The 24,797-nt window shown below is 63.8% G+C and carries 14 protein-coding genes and 1 pseudogene; 5 read left to right on the top strand and 10 right to left on the bottom strand.

The window, feature by feature from the left end; translation table 11 throughout:
* The first annotated feature begins 396 nt into the window (after positions 1-396).
* From ACJ73U_RS25600 to drmB, 4 genes are read left to right on the top strand one after another with little or no spacing between them, the layout of a single operon-like run.
* On the top strand, positions 397-5,100 hold the full coding sequence (locus ACJ73U_RS25600) for a sacsin N-terminal ATP-binding-like domain-containing protein (protein WP_407780254.1): 4,704 nt from the start codon (positions 397-399) through the stop codon (positions 5,098-5,100).
* Positions 5,097-6,617 (top strand): NERD domain-containing protein, encoded by a 1,521-nt coding sequence (locus tag ACJ73U_RS25595; RefSeq protein WP_407780253.1) that lies wholly within the window; start codon positions 5,097-5,099, stop codon positions 6,615-6,617. Before ACJ73U_RS25600 ends, ACJ73U_RS25595 begins: the two co-directional genes overlap by 4 nt.
* A complete protein-coding gene (locus ACJ73U_RS25590; protein WP_407780252.1) occupies positions 6,614-9,790 on the top strand; it encodes a helicase-related protein in 3,177 nt (1,058 codons plus the stop codon). Before ACJ73U_RS25595 ends, ACJ73U_RS25590 begins: the two co-directional genes overlap by 4 nt.
* The gene (drmB, locus tag ACJ73U_RS25585; RefSeq protein ID WP_407780251.1) at positions 9,771-11,639 is read left to right on the top strand and encodes a DrmB family protein; all 1,869 of its coding nucleotides are present in this window, start codon (positions 9,771-9,773) and stop codon (positions 11,637-11,639) included. The genes ACJ73U_RS25590 and drmB overlap by 20 nt, the downstream gene beginning before the upstream one ends.
* Positions 11,640-11,752: 113 nt before the next feature.
* Here the strand turns inward: drmB and ACJ73U_RS25580 are convergent, their stop codons facing one another.
* The 10 genes from ACJ73U_RS25580 to ACJ73U_RS25535 all read right to left on the bottom strand — a co-directional run bounded on the left by ACJ73U_RS25580 (position 11,753) and on the right by ACJ73U_RS25535 (position 23,413).
* Entirely contained in the window at positions 11,753-12,211 is a 459-nt protein-coding gene (locus ACJ73U_RS25580; protein ID WP_407780250.1) for a very short patch repair endonuclease, read from the bottom strand.
* A complete protein-coding gene (locus ACJ73U_RS25575) occupies positions 12,208-12,987 on the bottom strand; it encodes a DUF6339 family protein (RefSeq protein ID WP_407780249.1) in 780 nt (259 codons plus the stop codon). The genes ACJ73U_RS25580 and ACJ73U_RS25575 overlap by 4 nt, the downstream gene beginning before the upstream one ends.
* Positions 12,984-13,886, bottom strand: coding sequence for a hypothetical protein (locus ACJ73U_RS25570; RefSeq protein ID WP_407780248.1), 903 nt, complete (start codon positions 13,884-13,886; stop codon positions 12,984-12,986). Before ACJ73U_RS25570 ends, ACJ73U_RS25575 begins: the two co-directional genes overlap by 4 nt.
* Positions 13,883-15,712 carry a hypothetical protein gene (locus ACJ73U_RS25565; protein ID WP_407780247.1) on the bottom strand — a complete coding sequence of 610 codons (1,830 nt, stop codon included), beginning with the start codon at positions 15,710-15,712 and terminating at the stop codon, positions 13,883-13,885. The genes ACJ73U_RS25570 and ACJ73U_RS25565 overlap by 4 nt, the downstream gene beginning before the upstream one ends.
* Entirely contained in the window at positions 15,709-16,590 is an 882-nt protein-coding gene (locus ACJ73U_RS25560) for a PD-(D/E)XK motif protein (protein ID WP_407780246.1), read from the bottom strand. Before ACJ73U_RS25560 ends, ACJ73U_RS25565 begins: the two co-directional genes overlap by 4 nt.
* A gap of 129 nt (positions 16,591-16,719) precedes the next feature.
* Positions 16,720-19,329: a Z1 domain-containing protein gene (locus ACJ73U_RS25555; protein WP_407780245.1), complete on the bottom strand. Its 2,610-nt coding sequence runs from the start codon at positions 19,327-19,329 to the stop codon at positions 16,720-16,722.
* 53 nt (positions 19,330-19,382) lie between these two features.
* On the bottom strand, positions 19,383-20,459 hold the full coding sequence (locus ACJ73U_RS25550; protein WP_407780244.1) for a DNA cytosine methyltransferase: 1,077 nt from the start codon (positions 20,457-20,459) through the stop codon (positions 19,383-19,385).
* A gap of 373 nt (positions 20,460-20,832) precedes the next feature.
* Positions 20,833-21,507 (bottom strand): hypothetical protein, encoded by a 675-nt coding sequence (locus ACJ73U_RS25545; RefSeq protein WP_407780243.1) that lies wholly within the window; start codon positions 21,505-21,507, stop codon positions 20,833-20,835.
* Positions 21,504-22,319: a DUF2637 domain-containing protein gene (locus ACJ73U_RS25540; RefSeq protein ID WP_407780242.1), complete on the bottom strand. Its 816-nt coding sequence runs from the start codon at positions 22,317-22,319 to the stop codon at positions 21,504-21,506. Before ACJ73U_RS25540 ends, ACJ73U_RS25545 begins: the two co-directional genes overlap by 4 nt.
* A gap of 308 nt (positions 22,320-22,627) precedes the next feature.
* On the bottom strand, positions 22,628-23,413 hold the full coding sequence (locus ACJ73U_RS25535; protein WP_407780241.1) for a potassium channel family protein: 786 nt from the start codon (positions 23,411-23,413) through the stop codon (positions 22,628-22,630).
* A gap of 216 nt (positions 23,414-23,629) precedes the next feature.
* Between ACJ73U_RS25535 and ACJ73U_RS25530 the strand changes: the two are divergent.
* Positions 23,630-24,797 (top strand): annotated as a pseudogene (locus ACJ73U_RS25530) (hypothetical protein); the annotation flags it as partial.

Here is a 24,797-nt window from a genome sequence, read left to right as displayed (position 1 = left end):
CGTCAGCCCCACCAGTACACGAACCCACCGGTGTGCACGACAGCCACCAGTCGGGTGACACGGTCCGATGCCCGCGCGACTGCGGATTCAAGCCCTCAAGGATCACAACCGGAATTTTGGCTACGCCGAGCTGCGCAGGTCGGCTGACAGACAAGTGTCAACGTTGGAGTCTGTTTTGCACAATTGGGATAGGTTCGGGCGACTGGCCGCTGGTGTAGTGGTTGGCCACTCCAACACCTGCCTCGACTTTCCACAGTCGGGTAAGTCTCGGTGGCATGCTCATGGGGCGACCTCAAAACCAACAGTGCGTCGTCCTGTGGGTGTTGAAGCTGTTCCAGGTGGACGCGCGAATGGACGCAGCGCGGAGGCCTCGAATGCGCGGGACGCTCGCCTGTGATGCTGACGCGACAGTCGTGGACGCCAGACGCGCGCCTTGTGCGAGAGGTTAGGGATCAGTTCGACAGGGCTATCGCGTCCTATCAAGCAAACCCGCACCTCATCTCCGAGCACTCGAATCATGAGGAGTCCATCCGGGTTGGAGGATATGCCAACCGGACACTTCTTGAGCTCGTCCAGAACGCCGCCGACGCCATGTCGGGAGTCAGCGATGATCAAGGAGACTCCGCTGGTCGGGTCGAAATCGTCCTCGACACGGAGGGCCAAACCCTCTACTGCGCCAACGCAGGCAGACCGTTCTCACTGAACGGGCTCACTGCGATCACACATGCACACCTGAGCAGCAAACGAGGCGACGAAATCGGACGCTTCGGACTCGGATTCAAGTCTGTCCTAGCTGTTTCGGACGCGCCGCAGGTCTTCAGTCGGTCGGTATCGTTCGAGTTCAATTCGAACACAAGCCGGGCCGAAATCACCCGGATCGGGTCACCCGCAAAACGCTATCCTATCCTGCGCGCCGCGACCGTCGTCGATCCGATCGCCGCATTTGCTGAAGATCCGATCCTTGCGGAGCTCGGCAAATGGGCCACTACAATCGTCAAGCTTCCACGCGCGTCCAGCCTCGGGCGGCTTCGCCGAGAGATGGAGGAGTTCTCTTCGGAATTCCTCCTCTTTGTCGGCACCGTGCGGGAGGTCAGGCTCAGGGTGCTCGGCACCGAAGCATTCGAGACGAGTCATGTGTCCCGCGATTTCGGCGACGGCGTTCTGAAGATCGAACGGCCTGACGGCGGAGGCGAGGAGTGGATCGTCGAGAATCGGATGCACGCACCGTCTCCGGAAGCGCGAAAGCAGGTCGGCGAGGCCGTCTCGCGTGCGCAGGTCAAGGTTACCGTCGCGATTCCGAAACGACATGCCAGACAACGAGTCGGGCGGTTCTGGTCCTATTTCCCTCTCCAGGACCAGACCTCGGCCTCCGCGCTGTTCAACGCTCCGTGGAGTGTGAACGACGACAGAACCACGCTTCTCAAGAACGACTACAACCGAGAGATTCTAAGGACGCTCTCGGACATGTTCGTCCACATGCTTCCGCAGGTGAGCGGGCCCGACGATCCTGCCGCCCACCTCGACTACATGCCCGCACGAGGCAAGGAGGCGCTCTCGTTCGGCGACGAGCTGCTTTGCGCACACGTGCCGCGAATGTCCGCGAGTCTCCAGCTCGTTCCCGACGCCTCGGGAGCTCTGACACTCGCCACCGAGCTGCGCCCTCTAGATCTCACAATCGGGATCGATGCGAGCGTCCATCACACATGGATCATGTCCCCGAACACCGGTGACGACGTTCCACATTGGCGTTGTTACACGTCGAAGCAGCGGGTCACACGTCTGCGACAACTGTTCGCGGCAGCGGTATCCCGCGGCCTCATCGACAGCGACGACAGGGATATGAAGCGTGCCCTGGAGATCTTGCCGAAGCGCGGATTTCTCTCCTGGCTGCGGGAGTGGGCCGAAGGGGATGATGTGGTGTCCGCCGCGAATGCGTTCAAGTTCGTTTGCGGCGAGAGGAAGCTCCCCGACATCGATCGGGCCAAGGTGATCCCGACCACCGATGGCATGCGGACGCTGCGGGACAAGGATGTCGTCTTCCTTCATCAGGAGGAGGGTATCGAGATCGAGGAAGCGATCTTCGTCGCTCCCGATTTCCTAGCACAGCCCGGGGTGAACGACGGCCTCAGGAGAATCGGTTTTCGTGACCTGGATCCGCTCGCCATCCTCAACGCGCGCCTTGCACGCCTTTCGGGCACATCGGGCGACGAAGAACTCTCCAAACTCTGGGATGCTGTTCTCGAGGTGCCCGTTCCCACTGCAGTGAAGGTCTTGACCGGTCACTCGGCCACGGTAAAGGTCCCGACGTGTGACGGCGGATGGGCATCGCCGCGCCAAGTCTTCGATCTCGACGAGTCCTTGGGCGACGAACTCACTGGGAAGACGCTGGACCGCAAACGCTGTCTACCGGATGTGGCTTATCAGCTCGGAGTCATCCGCAAGCCTGTGAGCAACTACTCCGCAGAAGACGAGCGGTATCTTGGGCAGTATCGTGAGTGGGTCTTGAAGACTCTCAATTCGAGGCGGGGCCCCGGCGAGCACCAGATCGAGCGCATCGCGCTTCATCCCGGTAAGGGCCCTGGCCCGTTTTCCATGCTTTTCATCTTGCGTGACGCCGGAATGTCGCCACAGGCACGCATGAACTGGACCGTCGGATTGCTTGAAGCCGGTGACACGGACTGGACCTGCGATGATCTCGATACGGGTAAGACCCACCGCGTGCGGTCACCCGTTCGTTGGGCAGTGGAACGCGCCGGCATACTGCAGTCGAACCGAGGTTTGCGCGCACCCGCCGACATCGTCGCACCGTCTCTCATAAGATACGAGAAACTCCTTCCGCTGTTCCGCGGACCGCGGCAGATCGCCGATGCGTTGGAGCTTCCGGACGAACTGGAAGCGGTGTCCGTTGCCGTGCTCAAGGAAGCACTCGAAGCGGAATTGTTCCCAACGGGCATCGACGACGCCGTGCTCGTCGACTTCATCGGAACGGTATCGCGCATCGCCTATCCAGGGGCGCACCCCCCGGCTATTCCAGCCCGGGTGAAGCGCGCGATCGAATCACGTTCCCCGACGTCGGTGTATCTCGCGACGACAGATGAGCAGGAAGAGTACCTCTCGTCACGCCAGCGCCCGTATCTGCGAGTGACCGGCGATCAGGCAGTCGAACTCATGACGTCGGTCGGATGCCGCCGGTTCGAAGACAGTTTCATGTTCTCGATGGTGATCGATGGCGAGGAGGAGAGCGAGCGAATCGTCGACGTCTTCACCGGGCTTCGTGCCACGGCCGCCGACAAGCTGACCAACGCGACGGTCACGCGCGCGATCCAAGTGGTCAAGCGGGTGACCACTGAGGAAGGCGTTGAGGACCAGACCCTCGAGTGGCACCTCGACGGGCTGAGTCTGGTGGTACGCGCCGGTGCCGAAGAGCGTCTTCTCGTCGGTTTCGTGAACGAGGCCTTCGACCTCCGCCTCACGAACGCCGAGCTCGACGAAGTCCTCAGGACAGGCCTCGACCATCGACTCCAGGCACGTCGACAGGAGGCCAAGGCGGCCCCAACCGACGCAGATCGGCTTGATGTCTACTTCGGTCCGGACGACCTGCGTGAAGCCTTGCCCAAAGGGCTCTGGCACGCACTCGAAGTGCAGAGCCTGGTCGATGACGACACCTCCGTCGCCGATCTCTTCCTCAAGGTGTACGGTTCCGACTCGATCAAGATGCTTGCCGATCTGTTCCGGCAGGAAGGCCTCACAGACGTCCCGACGGCATGGGCGGGTGGCCCGGCGACCATTTCATGGTTGCGAAAGATGGGATTCGGGAGCAAGTACGCCGGCCGTCGCATCGAGCGCCAGGATCAAGAGTTCGTCGTCCCCGGTGCAGTGAAGCTCAACCCCCTTCACCTGTTCCAGAAGAAGATCAGTCGGCAGCTCAGAGACGTCCTCACCCTTCGCGATGCGAAGGGTCGACATCTCAAGGCGATGGTGGAACTCCCGACCGGTGCCGGCAAGACACGCGTCGCTGCGGAGACCGTCCTCAGGCTCTTCATGGAGGGAAGCCTCCGTGGCCCGGTACTGTGGATTGCACAGTCGCTGGAGCTCTGCGAACAGGCCGTGCAGACCTGGGCCACGGTCTGGCGAGGACTCGGGGACGAGCGCCCGCTCACGATCGGACGACTGTGGGAGAGCAACACCGTGCACGAACCGGACACGGAGTTCGCCGTCATAGTCGCAACGGACGCCAAGCTCGACGTGGTCCTCGACGGTCACGAGTACGACTGGCTCAGCCGTCCGTCGGCGGTCATCGTCGACGAGGGACATCGTGCAGGCGGTTCGGAGCGGTACACGCGGATTCTGAGTTGGCTCGGGGTGGCTGGCCGCGGCTGGAAACGCCCCCTGATTGGACTTTCCGCGACGCCTTTCAAGGGCACCTCCGAGACAGCGACTGCGGCACTTGCGAGCCGCTTCGGCAATAGAAAGCTCGATGCTTTCGAGAACAATGCTTACAAGCAACTCGCAGATATGGGAGTGCTCGCGCGAGTCCAGCACAAGGTGCTGCCCGGCATAGATGTCGCACTTCAGCCAGATGAAATCGCTGAGGCTACGAAACAGCGCAGGATCAGTCCACGTGTTCTGGAGCGCATCGGCCGGGATCAGGTTCGCATGGCGATCCTCGTCGACCACATCATGGAGTTGGATGAGAACTGGCCCGTGCTGGTGTTCACGCCGAACGTGCTTTCAGCTCAGGTACTGGCCGCTACGCTGCGGTATCGCGGTGTCGAGGCAGCGTCGGTGAGCGGACAGACCGGTAGACAGGAGCGACGCGACATCATCGAGAAGTTCAAGAACGGCGAGATTCGCGTTCTTGCGAACTGCGACCTGCTGATCCAGGGTTTCGACGCCCCGGGCGTCCGCGCCCTGTACATCGCTCGCCCAACCTTCAGTCCGAGTGCCTACATCCAGATGGCCGGACGTGGCCTGCGGGGCCCTGCCAACGGCGGTAAAGAGGAGTGCCTCATCGTGGATATGGCGGACAATTTCGGAGACGTCAACGAGTTGCTCGGCTACCGCGAGTACGAGGACCTCTGGCAGGAGCAGCGCGCGTGATTCTCGTTCCCGACCTGACGGACATCGAAAGGAACGCCACCAGCGACGCCGAGCGCAGAATCGCCCGTGTCCTACGCCGGGTCGAAGGCGACACCGATGCGGTCGCGTTCCATTCGGTGAAATTGCGATCCCACGCCTACAAGCAACAGGCAGAGGCGGATTTCGTCATCCTGTGGAAGAAGGTCATAATCGTCGTCGAAGTCAAGGGCGGCGGCGTCAGCAAGCACGACGGCGTCTGGTACAGCGTCGACCGACGTGGTGACTGGCACAAGCTGGACACCTCTCCGATGGAACAATCACAGTCTGCCATGTTCGCGCTGAGGGAGATCCTTCGCGAGGAGGGTGTCGCCTGGTTCGCGCACGAGGCGGTCGTCATCACGCCTGACATCGACACTCCGCCGCATTCGCTGGAATGGCGAGCGACCCACTGGCTGGCGAGAAGCGCCATGAACATCGAAGGTATGACCGGCGCACTCGATGCGATCGCGGCGGGCGCTCGACAGCCGCCAGCTGGCCGGAGGCTTGCGAGAACCGATGACCTGCGAACGCGTCTGTTCGGCGAATTCACACGCATGCCTGTGATCGATGCACAACGTGGCGCGGTCATCGAGGAGCAGAACCGTGCGACAGCAGGCCAGGCCAGGGTGCTTGCCTCGCTGGCACGCAACCCTCGTGTGCAGGTGTTCGGCGGTGCCGGTACAGGCAAGTCACTCGTCCTGGTAGAGGCGGCGAAGCAGGAGGCGGATCAGGGCAGATCCGTCCTGATTACATTCCGCTCGCCAGGGCTCCTGGGATTCTTCGCCCCGCATGTGGTTGGTCGTGACATCGATCTTCTCCCGTTCGATCTACTGGATCCGGCCAAGACCTGGGACGTCGTGTTCGTCGACGAGGCACAGGATCTGATGACCGCCGAAGGGATGGACCGTATCGACGAGGTCGTCGTCGGTGGCAGAGGTGCCGGACGGTGGCGGATGTTCCTCGACATGAACAATCAGGCACATGTCGACGGACACTTCGACGAGGACGTCTTCGAAATCGTCGCTTCCGAGGCACTCTCGGTCGACCTGAGTCTCAACGTCCGGAACACCCAGGCGATCGTGCACATGGTTCAGGAGTACCTAGGAGCGGACGTCGGTGACCCGGGCATCGTTCAGGGTGAGAAGGTCCAGTGGCGGACGGTCGAAGAGGCTCCTGACATCGTTGAGGCCGAGTCCGTGGCGGAGCAGCTGGTGTCCGAGGGGGCCCGGCGGGAGGACATCTGGATCATCAGTACGACCTCGAGCACGGCACCCAACCGGTCGATCCGCGGATTCGTCGTTACGAGCCCGAGGCATGCCAAAGGTCTCGAAGCGGAGCACGTCGTCGTCTGCGATCTTCCTTCATCGTTCGACGAAACAGAGACTGCCGCGTTCTACGTCGCCGTGACACGTGCGCGCGTCTCGTTGCATCTCGTCGTCTCCAAGGAGGACAAGCGACGCCTTCAGCACCTGGTCCGACAGCGGTTGGAGATGAAGTGATTCTGACCAAGGCGCAGCAGGTCGCGCTGAAGCACCTTCGAGCGGCATACGCAGGACCCGATCGCAGTGACGACGAGGTCATCCTCAACCTGCCGGACCGTCAGTACACCGTGGGAATGTTGTTCCCTTCCGACTCATCTGCACCGACCTCTGAGGACCCCGACGGAGACGCGGAGGTCGAAGCCGACGTGCCCTCCGGTGACGTCGAGGAGGTCGGAGCAGGCGTTCCTCTCGCCGAGGACTGGCGTCCCTCATCGGTAGCGATCTCTTTCGTCACGGACCAGCCCACCGTCTCGTGCGACTTCTCGGGAGGTACCTATCAGCTTGTCACGGGCAACGGCCCTCCACGCTGGCATCGCCTCCCGTTCCGGTTCGAGGACGTCAAGCTCGCCCAGAACGGCCCTCCGCGCCAGCTCAGCGCAGGAAACGTGCCGATCGAGATCGGATCGAGGTGGCGCGCCTATGGGGACGTCCATCTCGTGACGGTACACGCGCGCGTGTCACACAAATCGACGGGCGACGACCGAAGTGACATCGGCCTGACGCTCTTCGGGGTAACACTCGACGTGACGCCTGAACCCGGCGGCCAGATCTTGGAGTATGACAGATCGACGTCCTTCGACCTGGACGCCGAGTCCGCGGAACTGCGACTCCGATACCGGGACAAGAAGGTCTATGCAGTCGGGCACGGTATGGCGGCGGACTGGGACATCACCGACGGCAAGTGCACGCGAGTCTTCCTCGACCCCGTTCCGGCGTTCGTCGTCCCCGCGATCGAGACCACCGGGTTCGATCCCGAATCGGCGGAGGCCAAGGCGTTACTACTCGACAATCTGTCACGACTCGACACACAACCCAGCGAAGTCACGTCGATGTTGGACGCGTTCGTCGATGCTTTCTCCGTCTGGGTCTCGAAGCAGGAGGATTGCGTTGACGACTTCGGGGTCGACGCGCCCGTCGCGCGATCCATCACCGATCGCGCACGCAAGGCCCTGCACCGCATGAAAGCCGGCGTCAATCTACTGCGCGACCCCGAACAAGGTCAGTTGAGAACCGCCTTTGCTCTCGGCATGACCGCGATGCGGCTGCAGATTCGCCAGACTGCGATCAGGAACAGTGAAGATCCGACCGCGACGAAGGAGCCCGAATGGCGTCCGTTCCAGCTCGGCTTCCTACTGGTGGCTCTGTCGTCGACGGTTGACGAGAAGCACGACGACCGGGAGCTCGTCGACCTGATCTGGTTCCCCACAGGCGGTGGCAAGACGGAGGCATATCTTGGGCTGGCCGCCATCGAGATCTTCCGTCGCCGCATCGCTCATGGCATCTCAGGCGCCGGAACCGCTGTGATCACTCGATACACACTCCGCTTGCTGACGTCGCAGCAGTTCCAGCGCGCTGCCTCGCTCGTCTGCGCGATGGAGCTTCTCCGGAAAAATGATCGGCGGATGAAGGGTATGGCCCCGTTCTCCATCGGTCTCTGGGTCGGCAACGAAGTCACTCCCCCCACGAGGAGGGACGCACGTTCGGCACTCGAGCGCATGCACAAGGCAGCCAGACCTGAGGAGGCAAACCAGTTCCAGGTCGAGAGCTGTCCTTGGTGTGGTGCCGCGCTGCTGCCCGGGGCCAAGTCAATCGACCTGAATCGATATGGCTTCCGTGCCGTCGGCAACGATGTCGTGATCCACTGCACCCGTCCGACCTGTCGGTTCACGGACGAGCTCCCTGTGGCGGTGGTTGATGAGGTCCTCTACGACGAACCGCCGACGATACTGGTGGCAACCGTCGACAAGTTCGCACGTCTCCAGTTCAAGCCGGAGGCCGGCAGACTACTCGGTCTCGACACGACGTTCCGGCAGCCGTCGATGATCATCCAGGATGAGCTGCACCTTTTGTCGGGTCCACTAGGTACGACGGTCGCCGTCTTCGACGCCGTCATCCAGATACTCCTGAGCACGGGCGGGTCCGTTCCCAAGATCATTGCATCGACGGCAACGATCCGCGCATCGGGCGAACAAGTCCAGGGCCTGTACGGGCGAGCCGTCGCGCTATACCCGCCAGCCGGGCTAGATGGCGATCGGACCTTCTTCTCCCGCCCGATCAAGAGCGGTGAAGGTCGTCTGTACGTCGGACTGATGCCGCAGTCCCTCTCGCAGGTTTCCGCGGTCGTCGCAGCAACCGCGCCCATGATCGAGATACCGAACGTACTGGCCAAGGACTCCGACACGGGTGCGACGAGGGATTCTTATTGGACCCTCGTGATGTACCACAACAGCCTCCGTGAGCTCGGCCGCACGGGAACGCTGGTGGTTGACGACGTGAACGGGCGATTGGAACCTCGCTCAGATCGGTTGGGCCTGCCGTTGCGTCATGTCCGAGCCGAGCAGGTTCTGGAGCTCACCAGCCGCCGAGGACCGGACGAGCTACCCAATGATCTGCGCGAACTCGGTCGAAGCGCCGATCGTTCAGTAGATGCAGTCGACGTCGTCCTCTCCTCGAACATGTTGTCGGTCGGCATCGACATCCCTCGTCTGGCCCTGATGCTGATGGTCGGCCAGCCGAAGACGACCGCCGAGTACATCCAGGCCACCAGCCGAGTCGGTCGCGGTCGTAACAACGGAATCGTGACCACGTTGTTCCGGTCCAACCGGGCTCGCGATCGATCGCACTTCGAAAGCTTTCGCGCGTACCATGAGGCGCTCTATCGCAACGTCGAGCCGACAAGTGTCACTCCGTGGTCGGTATCCTCTCGCGCACGCTCGTTGGCGGGGGCCCTCGTCGCGTTGCTGCGGCACTCGCTCCCGACTCTGGCCACGAACGACTCGGCATTGCGCCTCGATCTCGACGACAGCCGCATGCGAAGCGCGATCGACGGGCTGATCGTGACGTTCGTCCGTCTGGTCAGCCGCGCGGAACGCGTCGAAGCCGCGGAGACCGAGGAGGAGGTGTGGCGGCTCCTGCGCGAATGGGACCACCGCGCGAAGATCGCACGCGACGCCGGATCCACGTTGGTGTACGACCGCCATAAAAAGGATGAAGACGCGCTGCTGAAACGGTTCGGCGAAAGTGGCGAAGGATGGCTCGTCGCCGACTCGATGCGGTCCGTCGAGCCGAACGTCGCCGTCCAGGTACGTGAGCCGCTGGAAGAAGGCAACCGTGGAACGAATCCTGCATGACCTTCGTCTGTCCGAGACGATCACGCCCTTCGGCGTCGGGGCCATCGTCGATGTACTCGGGGAGTCCCTGATCGCGGCCGATACCTCTTGGTGGGACCGCAAGTACGCTCCCGAGATCAGCTGCGAACGACTCGTTGCACGGCTGGGTGCCGGGGTCCTCCGTCAAGCGCCCGCGCACTCGGGACGTGCAGCCAGGGAGACCGCACATCTGCTCTACTGGCGCTTTCCCGCCTGGCGATTCTGCGAGCGATGCACGAGACTCTCCCAACTCACCGGCAGGAACAAGGGCCGCTGGTCCAACAGATGTGAGTGCAGTGGAAGACTCGTGCCGATGCGATACGTCGCCATCTGCGATGGTGGTAGCCATGTTCAAGACGTGCCCTGGTTCAAATGGGCGCATCGCGGCGTCGACGCGGGCATCACCGAGACCGTGCGTTTCTGCCGCGCGTACAAGGAACTAAGGTTCATACGCTCGTCTCAGCACGGTGAAGGGCTGGCATCACTACGTATTCACTGCAACGGGTGCAAGCGATCCCGCCCGCTCTCTGAACTGGTAACCAAAGGGTCGCTGCATCGTGACGGCATCCGATGTGACGGTACCCAGCCCTGGGAGGAGGCCAAGCCCGGGAACGTCTGCGATCACCGGCTGAGCGCCGTCCAGCGAGGCGCCACTGGCAACTACATCGCCGACCACCTGTCAGCGCTTGACATTCCTGAAGAGCGCCCTCGGTCGGCAGAGACGGTGGATCGGATCCGGAACCATGTCTACTTCGAGAAGGTGGTATCCGACAACGGCGGTCCGCAGGCCGAGATGGTGGCTGGATGGATCGCAGAAGAACTGGGAGTAACGGCGGAAGACGTCCTCGGTCTCGCAAGCGGCGATGACGACTCCACAGATGCTCCCTTGCTTGACTTGAAAGACGGCGAATGGGCAGCCTTCCTCAAAAAACTCGAGGGCGGAAGGGACCACAGTGGCGGCGACTTCGTCGTCGATGGATGGAAAGTGCCCGACGACTCGAAGTGGCCTTCAGAGCTGACGAATCGACTGATCGGCGTTGGCCAGGTGCGACGTGTACGGGAGGTTCGAGCGCTCCGCGGATTTCGACGTCACAACGCCGGCGCCGCCTTCATCACAGCGGACCTCGGTCCCGATCGGAGACGAAAGCCCGTCTACCCGGCCATCGAGATGTTCGGTGAAGGGATCTTCCTTCGTTTCGACGAGGAACGGGTGTCGGACTGGGAGCGCTTGCCGGAGGTTCGCGCACGGGCCGACATTTTGGTTAACCTGCGAAACTCCAGTCCTTGGGCACACCGCCTGGACGTGCCCGAGCCACGCTTCATTGCGTTGCACACGATCGCTCATCTACTCATCCGCCGGCTCGCGTTTGCGAGCGGCTACTCGTCGGCGTCTCTTCAGGAACGCATCTACGCTCACTCGGACCGACCGGATCGCACTGCGGGCATCTTGATCTACACGGCTGCCGGGGATGCGCAGGGAACGCTTGGCGGACTCGTTCGTCTAGGCGCTCCCGACAAGATCGTCCCGCTGCTGTTGGCTGCTCTGGGCGATGCAGATGTCTGTTCGAATGATCCAGTGTGTATCGAGAGCGACCGCCAAGGCTCGTCGCAGCTCAATCTCTCGGCATGCCACGGATGTGCGCTCGTCAGCGAGACCTCGTGCGAGACGGCCAACCGTCTCCTGGACCGCCAGCTGGTTCTCGGCGGAGGAAACGTGCCTGGCCTCCTCGACCACGTGCTCGATCAGGTACGCCGCCGGAGTGACGTGTTCTCGATGGGCATGCACGTTTCCTCCGCCCGCATACATGACCGCTCGCAGTGGGTCGGGTAGCCGGGAGGAAAATGAAAGGCTTTCGCGTCGATAGAAGACCATCTTGACGCATATGGGCGCCGAAAATACTCCCCGGCGACGACAAGTCTATTTCGGAGAGACTTCAGCTAAACCTACTTATCTGAGTGGCCAGCCACCGCAGTTCGATAGGCTTCCGCGATGCGAATTGCCGATTCTTCCGACGGCTCGTGCTCCCATACGCGTATGACGTGCCAGCCTGCCTGTTTCAGGAGCTCGTCGGTTTCGCGATCGCGCCGGCGGTTCTGCTCGACCTTGTCTGCCCAATAGTCGGCATTTGTCTTAGCGACCGTGTGATGATCTGGGCATCCATGCCAGAAGCATCCGTCGAGGAATACGGCTATCCGGGCGCGCGGGAAGACGATGTCGGCTGTGCGACGAACTGTTGGCACTGGTCGAACGGAGACGCGGTAGCGCAGGCCGAGCGCATGCACGGCACGCCTCAGGGCAAGTTCCGGACGCGTGTCCCGGCCCTTGTTCGATTGCATGCTTCGGCGCACGCCTTCGCTCGATGCCCACGACGTGCCGCGTGATTGTCTCGTGCTGCCCATCATGGGCTCCCATTGTGGGACACGCTGAGTTGCTGGATGGACTCGTGGACGAGTTCGGCGACTCTACGCCGAACAGTGGACTCGTCGATGCCGAGGAACGAGGTGTACGGCAGCAGCCTTCGCAGTCGCTTGGTGACGTCCCGAACAACGTCTCGGCGTGGAACGTCTGCGGCGTCCACCGCAGGGGTGGACAGTTCGTGCGCGAGCGCCCGAGCCAATGGCGGGACGCCACCGATGGTGCGCCTCTCGAACACCTGGTTGAGGTCGGCTTCTGACAGCCGGCCGATCAGTCGGTAGTCGCGGACTCCGCCTGCCTCGTCGACGAGGACCTGGGCCTGCCACCACAGTCTCCCGAAGGCATGGCGGACCAAGCCGCGGCCGAGCCACCGTTCTTGGTTGCCCATGCTCCATCGCCACATGACGACGTCGGGCACGAGTTGACATGCGACGTACGTCCACACCTCGGGAGCCGCCGCTTCGGCCGGCACGAGATCCATGGTCCGGTGCAGCAGCGGCGCCAGTGCGCGGTCGAAACTCGTCCCTGCTCGCAGCCCTGGCGCGGTGGATGGGTACCCGTGGTTCGCGGCGCAGTCTCGGATGACCGCCGCGCATTCCTTGAGGTGCTCGGTGCTCGCAGGAACTCCACCCGTCGGCGCATAGGTGTTGCCCGGGTGGTTCAGCTGTGCGCGAGCCTTGATGTCGGCGAGGGGCAGTCCATCGAACTGTCGGATGAGCAACCTGCCTTCGTGGTCCGGAAGGCGGGGATACAGCGTCGTCATTGCACGACACCTCGGCCTAGCCGAATCAGAGCGCCTTGAAGCCGGGTGGCGAACCGGCCTGGATCGGTTTCGCGAAGTTTGGCGACCACGGTGAGTGGCTCGCCGTCGAAGAGGTTGGACACCAGGGCCGACAACGAGGCGCCGAGGCTGTCTGGATCGTCCATGCAGTTCGGTAGTGCGTCGATCCAGTCTTGCGTCAGGGCACGATCGATCAGTTGTCGTGTCACGTCGGTGTGGAGCCACTCCAGGAGCCGTCTCTGAACCGGCGTCGGATTCGCGGCTCGAACCGCCGCGTTCACGATCTCCTTGTCATCCGCGTTGAGGAACAGTCGGACGCCGCCCGCAGCCGCGTGAGCGGGGTCGGACGTGACATCGAGGTGCCATCGGGCGTCGGCGTCCAGATCGTGTGCGGCGAAGTCCACCACGTAGATCGGAAAGCGTGCCGCCTCCCCCTGAAGCTGGGTCTCGGCCTGGTCCTCGGCCAGGACATCGCCAGCGCGACTCGCCACGAACGGCTGCGGTGTGGAAGTGTCTTCCGCCACTACCAGACGCGTGATCAGACTCAGTCGCCCGGCCAGGTCCGATCCTCGGAGCGTCACCTCAAGCGGCCCGACAGATGAGTCGATCACACGGCGAAGGGCCAAGCCGTTGAGCTGTGCCGCTGAGGCCCGCCATTCGACGACCACCGCAACGGGTGTCGTACTGGGCAGCTGTGATTCGCGCAGCAAGCCGTCGACATCGACCTGCATCTGCCGTTGAAGCACGAGGTCGGTTTGGTAGTCCCAATCGGGGAGATGGGCCGGCAGCGGTCGCCAGTCGTCTTCGTCGGCCAGCAGCCATGGGCCGAAGCCAGCCAGTGGGCTGGCGGGGCGGACGAACGGCATGACATCGGAACTCACCGAACACCTCCCTCCTCGATCTCGAGGCGCACCCGGGTCGCCGCGTCGACGACCGGCCGGATCACTGCCAGCCATCGACGCGGCTCATCCGGTTCGACGGTCAGCAGATCGCCGGGCCGGGCCACGCTACCGTCCTCGGATCGCAGTTCGATCACCTCGGGCGCATCAGCGCCTGCCGGAGGATCGGACTCGCTGCCCTGGTCGAGCGCGACGAGAGGCCTGACGCGGACGGCGATGCGATGCGGCACGGGGTCGACCTCAAGAGTCGTGAGGATGCGTGCCTCGTCGCCGGCCCGCACCAGCCGGGGCCCGTCGACGATCCTCACCGGCCGCCGTTCGGAGGGTCCCGATCCCGTACGACCGGGGCCTCCCGAGCCGTCGGCGCCGGTTCCGGTCGCGGTGGGCAGGAGGACGCCCAGTCTTCCCGACAATGCTCCGAGAGGGGGTTGAGTGCCGCCGGACAGGTCAGCTGGACCGGCTGATCCGGTGAACTCCTGGATCAACTCTATGACGCGTCGCAGCGTGTATCGAACCAGCAGGGCATTGTCGCGGTTCGGCAGCGAGTCGTGGACCCAGTCGTCGTGGGTGGGCGGTTCGGCCGCGGCGAAGATCGCGTCCAGCTCTCGATCAGCCAGGAATACGGCTCCATAGTGGAGCATCTCGTCAGGAAGAGGCGGACCGGGGACATAACGAACCACCAACCGAGGCTCACGCAGCAGTACGCAGTGCTGTCCGTTGCCGTCGAAGGGGGCGGCCACGTCCTCGGGCGCACGACGGGTTGGGGCCATGTGAGCCCGCGCAGCAAAGAGGCCGAGTTGGGTTGCCGGCCGCTGGCGCCGCACCGCTTGACTTCGGCCCTCGCTGAGGTCGACGTACGCATCGACGAACGGCTTGAGTCGGACTACCTGCCTGGGGTCGGGAACGTGGATCTGGCGGCCGTCGGCCCGGACGTAGCAACGAAGGGCGAACCGGCCGTCGCGTGGGAGCAGCAACGGCCAGAGGTGCCAGAGCATGGCCGACGCGACGTACTCGCCAGCCTCCTGAACCGTCCGAGGGCGTTGGTCTTCCAGGTCTGCGTCGTCGGCCGTTGCCCCCAGGCGAGCACCGATCACCACGATGTCTGTACCGAACTCCCCTTCGGCCATCGACGGCAACCCGAGCTGTCCGGCTACGTCGTCCGCGTCGCCGTCAAGCAAGGGGTCTGGGATGTCGTCGACTATCCGACCCCACCAGTGCCGACCGGTATGGCGGCGTCCGTCCTCCGCGAAGCTGTGTCCGAGTGCGACTCCGATGAGTCGGGTCTGCGGTCTGCCCTGCCAGAGGCACCGTGTTCTGATGAGCACCGAACCCACGACGCTCGCCGTGAAGAGGACTCCTTTGCCGAATCCGTACGTTCCGCCGCCGTAGGTCTTGTCACGAGGTTCGCCGATGTTCCGAACAAGATTGACGAAGTCGGGCGTCTCGATTGCCGCTGTATCGGCGCGCAGCGGTCCGCCGAGCCCCGTCGTGCCTCGGTCGCTGATCGTCAACATCGTCGCGTCGTCATCGGAAAGGACCTCAGCCAGACCGAATGCACCGTGGTGTGACGGCTCCGGCAGCAGCAGATCCGCCCAGCGGTCAAGCATCGCGCGGCCAGGCCGAGTGATCTCGATGCCGAAGCTGACGCTCTTGTGGGGCTGTCGGGCGTCCCAGCTGTTCTGCGCCGATTCGCGGACGAGTACGGCGAGTGGGTCCATGCGGGGTACACCGAGTTGTTTCTTGATGCCCTCCGAAGCGGCCGATCCCTCCGGCGCGAACGGCTGGGACCACCAGGTGGGGGCATTCACCGGACCGCGCTCCTTTCAAACAGGGACCGCAACGCTTCTCCCATTCGCGCATTCGGTAGTTGCTCGACGAGGTCGAGCCGGTAGCGCAACTGGGTGATCGGCTCCGGCAGCGAGTTCGTCAGGGATCGACGGGTCAGTCGCGGGAACGAGTCGTCGACGTCTAATGCGAGTATCTGCTCGAGGCGGTATGCCGTTACCCGGTAACCGTCGGCATCGGATTCGCTGTAGCCGGCCTTCGACAGCTGATCGTTCAGACCCGCGCCGTCGCGACACCGCGAACGAACTCGTTCGACGACGTGCGGGAGCACCACCCCATCGGGATGCGGCTTCAACCGGATGAGCATGAGATGCAGGCCGCGGCCGAGGTCATCCAGCTGATCAAGCCCATGGATCTCGATCTCCGTAGCGGTCGGCCCCAGTGCCTTCACCTCGACATCGTGACCGCCGAGGTGGAAGTCGTGTGGCATCCGGTCCGGTCCGGTCCATGTCGACCGGACCGGGATCCCATCGTCGACGGCGAGAATCCGTTCCAAAGTCAACAGCTCCGCCAGAAGTCCTCGAACGGCCTCTTCGGTCAGGGGATGACCGCCTCCGCGCAGCAACTCACGCCACTCGGCGAGCACCCGGCCGCAGACGGTCGCTGGCGGGCCAGGTGTTGTGCCCAAGGCGGTAAGCATCGCCGCGAGTACGTCGTCGAAGAGCACGTTCAGGTCGGGGCGGTGACACACGACGTCGACATAGCGTCTGAGCCGGCCGTCGACAACGAGTTCTCGTCTTGTCAGCCTGACGTGGGCGGAGCGGAGATCCTCACTAACCTCATGATCTGGCCGGATCGGTACCAGCAGATGGTGATCACTGCGCTGGTCGATAGCCAGCATGGGACGACCGGTGTCGAGTGGAAGATCCAACGGATATAGCGCGTAGGGCTCGCCATGCGTCGGCCGAAGGACGGGCCAGATGTGCCGTAGTTCCCGCTGCCAGTCGCCCTGCGGCGATTCTGTCATCTGTTAGGCGTCCCCCTCGTCGTCGCCAGAGTCATCGGCGGTGAGCGCCTTGTCGACATCCTCGTACTCAGACTCGTCGATCTCCTTGTTGCTGGTGTCGACCTGAACGTATTGGTTCAACACGGTGTCCTGCGCGTTTCCGGGGAAGACCAGGGCCATCCCGATCGCGTGCGCGCCGGCGTCCATCGGCACGCGGGTCTCCCGGTTGGCCGGGTCCGGTTGCGATCGCCGGTCGATCGGATAGAGAAGCACCAAGCCCTGATCGCCGTAGAGAGGATCAGCGTTACGGAGATCGACCAGTGCACCTTCCGACATCCTGCGCGCCCTGGCGGGGTCGATGTCGAGGTCCACGACACGGTCTTCCTTGCTCATCAATGTCTTGATGTCGGCTTTCGTATCGCCGGTGGTCTTCAGCTTGGACCTGTTGATCGTGCCGATCTTGAGTCCCGGAGCGAATTCGATCGTGTGGGTATCGCCCGATCCTCCGATGGGGCCGCCCATGACGGCCACCGTCCAGCTCAGTAGCGATTGGGACCTGACGTTCTCCCTCTCGATGTACTCGGTGACCAGTCGCGGGTCGAGATCGGGCGAGTCCTCATGGACCTCGTAGGTCCTCAAGAACGCGAGCACATGCCGGACATCGACGCGGCGGAGCAGGATGCGCCCTGCGCCTCTATCCTCGCGAGTGGCACCGTCGGCGACGGTGTCCGACACGAGGGCCTTTGCGGCGTTCAGGTTCCGCGTCAGCCAGTCCGGGTCGCTCTCTCGGAAGTAGCGCGTCTGCACACGTCGGCCGCCGTAGGATGCGTAGGCGATGCGCGCAGCTCCCATCTTGGCCGTGACGTTCAGGACCGGGTGGGTGCGGATACGTACGCCGACCTCACGAGGGCTCACGTTCTGCTCTTCGTAGCGTTCGATGTCGAGCCTGATCTCATGTTCCACAGTCGCCAGGTGACGGAACCAGGATTCGAGCTGCGTGGTCATCCAGATGCGAGGAAGATCTTCATATCCCGGCCGGAATCCGAACCAGCGGCCCATCTGGAGCAGAGTGTCGTAAGTGGTCGCTGCCCGGACGAAGAAGCTGACGACAAGACCTTCGAGTGTCAGCCCGCGAGAGAGAGTGTTGCCACCGACTGCGATCGCCACCACGGGTTCTGCCGAGTAGTCCAGGCGATCACGGCTGCGGAAGTTGTCGAGAATCACTCGGGTGCGTCGGACGATCGGGCCGAGCTGCAACCTCAGTTTTTCGAACGGCACGTGACGCAGGTTGAACCAGGCCGCCCTGACCAGGTCGGTCTCGTCTTCCCACTGCGACCGAAGCTCGTCCAGAAGCTCGGCGTCGTTCCGCGCCAGGCGGGCCAACACCTCATCCCGGAGGCGTTCGAGCGGTGTCTTGTACGACTCGTGTACCGCAGTCTTCATGCTGGTATGGATGAGCATTGTGGAGTGGCCTTCGTCACCCCGGTACTGACGCGCGGCCGTCGCCATCCAGAAGTACAGAACGGACTGGCGCAACTCGGTCGTGATCTCAGGCGTGAACCCGGCAGCAGCCGCCCGCCCGCGCGGCCTCAGTAGGTCGACTGTGTCATCCGGGACATGTCGAACCATGTCGTAGCCGTCGAGATCGGCGCCCTCTACGTCACCCTCGACCGCCTCACGACCGAATATCTTCTCCGTTCCGAAATAGCCTTCCGGTTTAGGCAGGTTCAGGATGAACGACTCCGGGTACAGATCGTCCGACGCCGGGTCGATCAGGACATTCGCGAAAGGCGTTGCCGTATAGCCGATGTAGGACCGCTTCGGGAACAAACCCAGCAGATCACGAATCGATGGATTGATCCTCGGCGTGGCGACACTCGCTTGATCAGCCTCATCGTCCACAACCAGGACAGGAATCGAAGCGAACGCGCCGGCCCGCGCCGCCGGCGCCAGCCAGTTACGGAGCTTTCGCAGGACAAACTGGTTCTTCTTCACGACGCAGATCACGGTGCCACTGCCGTGCTGTTGAAAGAACGCCTGCGCATTCACCGGCTGAGCACGAAAATCTCCGCGGGGCTCCGAAGTGGTGAGTGTGAACCAGGCGTCTTCGCGAAGGTCCAGCAACTGGGTCTGCAGGCGAGCTTGCGTCTGCAGCCGCAAGCCGTTGTGGATGCCAGACAGCACGATGATCAGCCGATACCCGACGTCGGCGGCCTTAGCGATGACCGCCGTGAAATTGGTGGTCTTGCCGGACTGCACGTATCCGACGATCAATCCCTTGGTCACGAACGTCGACTGCGACGGGTTCTGCGTGTAGGCGATGATCTTGGAAGAGGCCGAGTCCAACTGCTCCACCCGGTCATTCGGCCAATCGGCCTTGCTCTTGAGGTACTCGGGAAACGGCGGCCAGTATCGATCTTGATCGAGCGGGCCCGAGTACCACGGCGCCATCCCGGGAGCTGAGATGATCTTCGGCGGATACCCGACCCGGACATTCTCTATCCGAGACCGGTACTCCTGCTCGTACTCCGCCAGCTCCTCGTCGGGGACACGTCCGGTGAACCGCCGCACCGCGACCTCTAGCCCGTGGCGTGTCGCGTGCTCAGCGAAGACCTCGAAGAACTCGTGCTCCATGTCACATGACCTTAGCCGGGAGCACCGAGGCCGCTGAGCGCGGCAGCTGGCCCTCAGCTCCGCGTGAGGCCCTCCCCGATGCGCCGCGCAAGAGCCTCAGCCAGTTCGACGGGTACCGCGTTGCCGATTTGCCGAGCAATCTCGTACTTTGGCCCCCACCAACGAAACTCGTCGGGGAAGCCCTGAATCAGCGCGGCCTCATAGGGCGTCAGCGCACGATCCTCGTCCGGATGCAGGTACCGCCCCTTCTCCGGCTTGTAGAACTCGCAGCGGATGGTCACCGAAGGGTGTTCCCACCGAAGCCGACCCATCACGTCTCGCGATCCCGTGGTGTGCTTGCGCCAGCACGGGGCCTTGAGGTGGTCCGGGAGGTCCATCCGACTCCCGCCGTACGGGATCTCATCGAACCGGTCCTTCGACAGTTGCGAGTAATACCTGGTCACATGCAATTCGTCTGAACGGTACGGCCCCGCCATCTGCAGCCCGTAGCGTTCGACGATGTCTCGTTCCGGCAGGTCGATGTGATCCTCAGGGATCGACGTCGGCACGCCGTCAAGGGCCTCCTTCAGCGTGCGCCACTCCTCGGCGGGCCGACGCTTCCTAGGGACTTCGATCTGATCGATGTCCTTGTGGGTTCCGATGATGATCGCACGCTTACGCAGCTGCGCCGACCCGAAGTCCGTGGCACGAACGACCTCAAAGTCCAGCTTGTACGACCTCAGCCGACCGTATCGCACCAGTCGTTGTAACGCCGCGAACTGCCGAGAGTGCAGGAATCCGTCGACGTTCTCGAGGAGGAAGACCTTCGGCTGGATCTTGACCAATGCGGTTACGTAGTGCTCCCACAGATGGTTCCGGTCGTCATCTTCCCTCTTTGAACCGAGATTGGAGAATCCCTGACAAGGCGGGCCGCCTACCACGACATCTGCCTCGGGCAGGTCACCATCCACCCAAGCCGCGATGTCACCTTGCGTGATGTGATCGGCGCCGAAGTTCTCGGCGTAGGTGGCGGCGGCGTACGCGTCCGCCTCCACAGCGCCGACCGGCATGAACAGGCCCGATTGACGGAAACCGACCGACAGCCCACCGCAGCCAGCAAAAAGATCAACAACTCTATACCGGCCGCTCATGATCGACAAAGTACGCGGTAGGTCACCGTCGCTGCCAGCAAGACACGCCAAGCCCGCGAGGACGGCCGGCAACGAAGCTCGGCCCCCCGACTCGCCACAAGCGAACAAGCGAACATAGGTTCGATCATAGTGTGTCCGGTCTCTGTTGAGCGACTGCAGTGGATCATGTTGTGTAGCGTGTCTCAGGGCAGGCGCGACTTGAGGGATTGCGACATACACATACACACCTGCAGCTGGCCGAGGTGCGGCAGGGAATCGGATCTACATCGAAGGCCATGTGCTAGGGCTCTGATAGCTGCACAACGATGTCGCGTATGAGGTCCTTGTGCACCAGCGTCCAAGCAGGTACTGACGCGCACTGATTACTGCGTGACTACGTCACCTCCTGCGCCAAGCTGGCGAGCAAGATCTTCTTTCGGGTCTCATAGGCGTCCAGTTCGGCTGGCGATGTCGCAGTGCCGCGTCGAGCGAGGTAGATGGCGGTGCGAGTCAAGCTAGCGATCTCAGTGACGGGGGTGTGCTTGGACAGGTTGGCTGAGACCATGTGGTCTTCGAGGCCGTCGTTGTGGGCGTTGTGTCGGGCTCCGTGATTCTGCTTCAGATGCTGGAGGCACCACTGGTCGAGGTCGGCAGCCGTCTCATCCGGTTCGGTGGTGCCGTCCGGCATCCGGCTGGCCAGGAACCGGCCGGAACGTTCCCATGGCCGGTTGAGCGCGTCTTCCCACTGCTCGATCGCGGCCGTGTATTGGTCACGTGCCTGCCCGGCAGCGACGTTCAGGGCCTCGGCGATGTCGTCCCACCGGCCACCACGCTCGCGGGCGTAGATCACCGCCCGAACCAGTACATCCTGCGCCATCGAGACCAGGCGGGCGGCCTGGTCGACATTGTCGTAGCCGTCGCCGTACTCGTCGCTGACGGTCGGGACGCCACCGGCGGCGAAGTCGGCGGCCTCCCGGTAGGCAGTGGAGAGCGCCAGCCGGGCCAGAGCCCGTCGCGGGTGGGTCGTGTCGGCCGGACCGGGCGGGATCGGCGGGAGCTGGGCGGTCATCCCACACCTCCTCGCACGCGCTGGTCCTGGTCGGCGGGTGGGATGCGACCCTCGTTGCGCCACTGCCGCAGCACCGTGCGGCCGTAGTTGTTCGTGCCCGCTACCCGGTCCAGCTCGGCGCCGGTCGGGGTCCGCCCGCGCGCTTGCTCGCGTTGGAAGTGCGCCCACATGATCTCTTGGGCGGTCGGTTCGCCCGCTGCCCCGTCGTGCGGCGAGACCCCGGCGAGAGTGATCACTTGCGCGGTCTCGCCGTCACTCTCGTCGACGCTCTCGGTGTCCGTCTCACTGACTCGAACCCCCACCGGAGTGGCCGTCCCAGTCTCAGGGCCAGCCTCCACCGTCTCGACTGCGGCTCGCCCGGTCTCGGTCGTGGCCAGCTCGGTCTCGGTGTGCTGCCGAGTGCGGGGACTGTGGGCCAGCAGCTCAACAGCCAACAGCAGGGCGACCGGCGGCCAGCCAGCCACCAGGATCGGCTGCAAGGTCAACTCGGGCGCGGCGGAGATGTTCGCCGTCAGCGACATAGCGATGCCCGCCCAGAACGACACCCGCACCGCGATCCGATACCGGCGGCTGGTCTGCTGGCTGGACGTGAGCACGCCGACCGTGGCCAGCACCAGCAGGCCGTCCACCGACAGCGGCCACAACACCGCGCCGACCGAATCGGAACCGCCTTCCCGTGCGTAGCTGCGCTGGTGCTGGTAGGAGGCATACGCGGCCACGCCGGCCACGACCAGTGTGCAGGCCCGGCGCACCCACTCCTCAGCCGTCACCTTCGCGTGTAGCGGCCGGGTTGACTCGGTCGTCGCGGTCACCTGACCTCACCGCCCTGGCCACGACGGCGGCGTGGAATCTCGACCGTGGTGGAAACCAGCAGCTCACGACGGATGCGGTTTCGTGCGGATGCTGTACGAGCTGGCCGGGGGCACTCGCTCTGGGTGACCTCTGTTCGCAGAAAGCGCGAACCAGATCGCTCGTCGTATCTTCTGGGGAGCGACCCCCGGACCCCCGCTGCCCCCGCTGCTCGTCGCGTTCCCGTGTGGATGCTGTACGAGCCGCGTCGGGGGCACCCGTTTGACCAGCGATAACGGCCTTCGATGAAGATCGTTTAGGGTCGTCCGTCTCAGTTCGGGTCTCGATCGTCTTTTGTGAGAGTTTCGGGTGCTCCTCGGCCGGTGTTCTTCTGATCGGTCAGCGCGCGGATCTCCTGGCGTAGCTGCGTGAGCTCTTGGCGCAGGACGTCCTCGGTTCGCTCCGCCGCAGCTTGCTCGGAGCCTTTGAGCATCCGTACGAACCATGACGCGACGAGTCCTGTAACCACACCAAGTAGCGCGATTCCGCCCACCATGAGCGCGGCGGCGACCAGCCTGCCTTCGGGGGTGACTGGGTAGCGGTCGCCATAACCCACGGTGGTGATCGTGGTCAGCGCCCACCAGACGGCGTCAGGGAACGTCGTGATCGTCGCGTCTGGTGCGTCCCGCTCGGCGTCGAGCACAGCGAGTGATGCGCTCAGACCGATCAGCATGGTCGCGCCGCACGCGAACAATGCGACGCGTTGCTCCAACGTATGGACGAAACGGCGGTTGAGCAGCGTGATGACCGTGACAACACGCATCGGTCGGAGTATCGGCAACACGACCACGAGCAGGTCGAACGGGTTACGCAGAACGAAACGGAGCTTTTGCCGGACCAGTAAGAACCTGGCCAGGTAATCCACCGCGAACAGCGCCCAAATCACCCAGACCACGGCCTCGACCCGTGCCTGTACTGCTTGAGACGCGCTGACATAGAGCACCTGCACCGCATACAGAACGAGAAACAGTCCGGCGAGGACCGTCAGCGGCCAGTCACTCCACCGGTGCCACGCCTGCAACCGCGGCTCGCTCGACGTCGATGTTGTCTCCGTCATGAAGTCATCCCGGGCAATGACGGCGGATCGAGGAAAGGAACGACTCCAGCCATCCGGTGTCGGACTTGTGGTTGGTCCCTTTTCGCATCGATCGCAGACCGCGTCACGTTACCTGATGGGTGACGTCCACTTGGTGTTGTTAACACCGGGCGGCTCCGCGGCGACGGTTCGGCTGGTGAACCACTGGTCCGCGAATACCACACCGTTGAGAGCATGATGACGACTTCCGCATTCCGCCTGGCCGAGTTCGACGACGAGCGACTGCGTATCGAACTCCTTCATCCGCCGGCCATGTTCTACGCGCTCGTGCACAACAACGTGCCGGTCGTCCATCACCTTCGAGTCCGGAACGCGAGCGACGACGACCTCCGGGACGTCGACGTCCGCATGGAACTCTTCGGGCCGGACGGGGCGTTGGCCGGGCCGTGGAGGCGGCAGGTGCCCGTCATACCGGGGCAGGGGGAGATCGGCTGGGACGAGTTCGGCGACTTCAGCCCGGCCGCCACCACCCTCGTGCACGCTGACGAGGCCTTCCCGGTCACCTACGAGGTGACGGTGACAGCCTCGGGCACCAGGCCTGCTCGTCTCACCGTGCCGTCCCGGGTGCTCGCGCACAACGAGTGGCAGAACTCCCCCGCGCTCTACGACTCGATCGCGGCGTTCGTGCAGCCGAACACCGATTCGGTGAACGTGGTGCTGCGGGCCGCGTCGGCGCTGCTGCGCGGCCAGACCGGGTCCGGGTCGCTGCAGGGGTACCAGGCCGGTCCGCGACGGACGGCCGAGATCGGCGCCGCGATCTACGAGGCGCTGCGTGAGCTGCGGATCGACTACGTCGCCAGCCCGGCGTCCTTCGAGGACACCGGGCAGAAGATCCGCACCACGGCCGCGGTACTGCGGGACAGGCTGGGCAACTGCATCGACCTGTCGGTCACCTACGCGGCATGCCTCGAAGCCGCCGGGCTGCACCCCCTCGTCTGGATCGTCGAGGGTCACGCGTTCGCCGGGTTCTTCCTCGGTGAGGACCGCCTGCCCGAGACGGTGTCCCTCGACGCGGCGCAGATGATCAACGTGGTCGAGTCGGGCACCGCGGTGGCGGTGGAGCTGACCGGCATCGGGCCCGGTGCGGACTCCGTCGCGTTCGCCGAGGCCGCCAGGCTGGGCCGGGCGCACCTGCGCGGCCCAGCTGCGCTGCGCGGCATGGTCGACATCCGGCTCGCGCACCGGAGCGGCATCCGACCGCTGCCGTCGACCGACCCGAGGCCGACGGCGGACGCGCCGGTCGAACCCCTGGTCACCGCCACCAGCCTCGCCCTGCCAGCCGACCTGGAGGCGAGCGGCGCGCTGGATCGGGAGGAGAACCTCGAGGTCGAGGCCGCCGATGACG

Origin of the sequence: Actinophytocola sp. (assembly GCF_045807065.1) — a bacterium.
Lineage (GTDB): Bacteria > Actinomycetota > Actinomycetes > Mycobacteriales > Pseudonocardiaceae > Actinophytocola.
This window is presented reverse-complemented; position numbering and strand designations above follow the sequence as displayed.